General features: G+C 59.3%; 3 protein-coding genes. 2 read left to right on the plus strand and 1 reads right to left on the minus strand.

Annotated features, from left to right (window positions below; translation table 11 throughout):
• The first annotated feature begins 222 nt into the window (after window positions 1-222).
• Entirely contained in the window at window positions 223-372 is a 150-nt protein-coding gene (locus NKH67_RS33925; RefSeq protein ID WP_353033089.1) for a DUF4062 domain-containing protein, read from the plus strand.
• Window positions 373-701: 329 nt separating this feature from the next.
• Here NKH67_RS33925 and NKH67_RS34290 read toward each other — a convergent pair whose 3' ends face one another.
• Window positions 702-1,133, minus strand: coding sequence for a hypothetical protein (locus NKH67_RS34290; RefSeq protein WP_502893854.1), 432 nt, complete (start codon window positions 1,131-1,133; stop codon window positions 702-704).
• A 72-nt stretch (window positions 1,134-1,205) separates the two neighbouring features.
• On the opposite strand from NKH67_RS34290, the gene NKH67_RS33935 reads away from it, so the two are divergent.
• Window positions 1,206-1,421 carry a hypothetical protein gene (locus NKH67_RS33935; RefSeq protein ID WP_353033091.1) on the plus strand — a complete coding sequence of 72 codons (216 nt, stop codon included), beginning with the start codon at window positions 1,206-1,208 and terminating at the stop codon, window positions 1,419-1,421.
• Window positions 1,422-1,841 lie beyond the last annotated feature (420 nt).

Below are 1,841 nucleotides of genomic sequence, written 5' to 3' on the forward strand. Positions count from 1 at the left end.
AAGGCTGTCGCTGCGGCGGGGGGCACCGCACGTTTCATACTCCTCGGCCGCAAGTGATTATTCCTTCCGGCAAACCGGGCAACCTGGCGTGCCAGCGCGCGGGTCGGCCTTTGATCGCTTCACCCCTTGCAAGAATCATGAGTCGGCTTCTTGATGCGGGCACGGAACGTTATCCCCAGCCTGCTTGCAGACTTACAAGGGCGGATCGAAGGGTGAAGCCGCATGGACGTTAAATGCCAAATCTTCGTCAGCTCGACCTATGCCGATTTGGTGGACGAAAGACGGTCGGCCTTCGAGGCCGTTCTTAACCCTCGGGCATATTCCTGTGGGATGGAGGCATTCCAAGCCAGCGACGACACTCAACGGGATTAAATTAAGCGGCGCATCGATGACAACGACAATACGTACTCATCGCAGCAGAGCCGTACGGCCCAGAGTTGAGGGGTAAGAGCTACACCCAGATGGAGTACGAGTACGCCGTCGCCCAAGGCGCGTCCTACCGTGGCGTTTTTGCTCGAAGGCGGTGCTCGCAAGACGTGGGCCGCGGAAAAGGTCGAGTTCGAGAAAAAGGCCAAACTCGAGAGATTCCGAAAGCTGTGTGAAAGAAGCTCGTCAAATATTGGCGCAATAAGGATGATTTGGCGGGTAAGGTTGCGATGGCTAATAGACGTTATGACCGTGGTCTGAGCGGCGGCCCGCCCTTAGTCTTTGCAGCTGTTAAGCAAACGGGGGTTGCTCGGGAGTGCCGAGCCGAGCCCCAAGCGAAGAAAGGACGGGCCATGGAGCAAGATAACGTTTTTTACGTCGGTGTCGATGTGTCGAAAGCCAAGCATGCTGTCGCGATTGCCGAGGGCGGACGCGGTGGAGAGGTCCGGGATTTCGGCGAGGTGTTCCCCGCGCGTCGTCACCAGAACGTCGTAGCCGTGAAGCCGAACCGTGACGGTCCCGTCATCATGAACAAGCGTCACCTCGCCAGTCATCGTGATCGTGTCGCCTTCGGACAGTTTCGCCATCGGCATCGCCCTCGCAAAGGCCGCCGCTGAACTGGACGTGGAAAGCGCCATCATCGACGGTGAGATCGTCGTATTGAACGAGACTGGCCTGTCTGACTTCGGAGCCTTGCGGAAAGCCATCACCCGACGCCAGCACGACCTCTATTCGTCGCCTTCGATCTTCTGCATCTCAATGGTCACGACCTGCGCGACATGGCGCTGGAGGACCGCCGCGAGATCCTTGCCGAGATGATCCCGGACGGTGGCCGTATCCACTTCAGCCAGGCGCTTCCCGGCGAGGCTAAGGCGATCTTCCCACCTGATAGACCAGGCGGGGCTCGAAGGCATGGTGTCGAGGCGCAAGGACAGCAAATACCGGAGCGGCAATTCGACGGCTTGGGTCAAGACCAAGGCTTACAGCATCGATGAATACGAGTTGCTCGGCGTCGAGCGTGAACCTGGAAAGCCGGCTTTCGCCCTAATGGCCGAGCGTGGCACAGGCCGCTATGTCGGGAGCGACTTTATCACCTTGAACCGGGAGATGCGGGAACGCCTCTGGGAGCGGGTACAGGAGCATTCTGGGCCCGCGGCAAACGGGATGAAATGGCCGGCGACGCAATGGGTCAAGCCGGGGCTGATCGGCCGCGTGAAGCATGTCCGCGGCGAGGACGAATCTGCGCCATGCCTCGCTGCAGGATTCTCGGGAGGAAGACTAGGGTAAAACTCAGTCATTCTGGCCATGCCGCGAATGGCCGAGATGGGTTGATAGTGTTGAAGAAGTCGGCGATGAAGCCGTGGATCCACTCGCACCGAAGCGTCTTGATTAAGGTCGACGCGACCTCCTCGCCT

The organism is Mesorhizobium sp. M0968 (assembly GCF_040319065.1).
Taxonomy (GTDB): domain Bacteria; phylum Pseudomonadota; class Alphaproteobacteria; order Rhizobiales; family Rhizobiaceae; genus Mesorhizobium.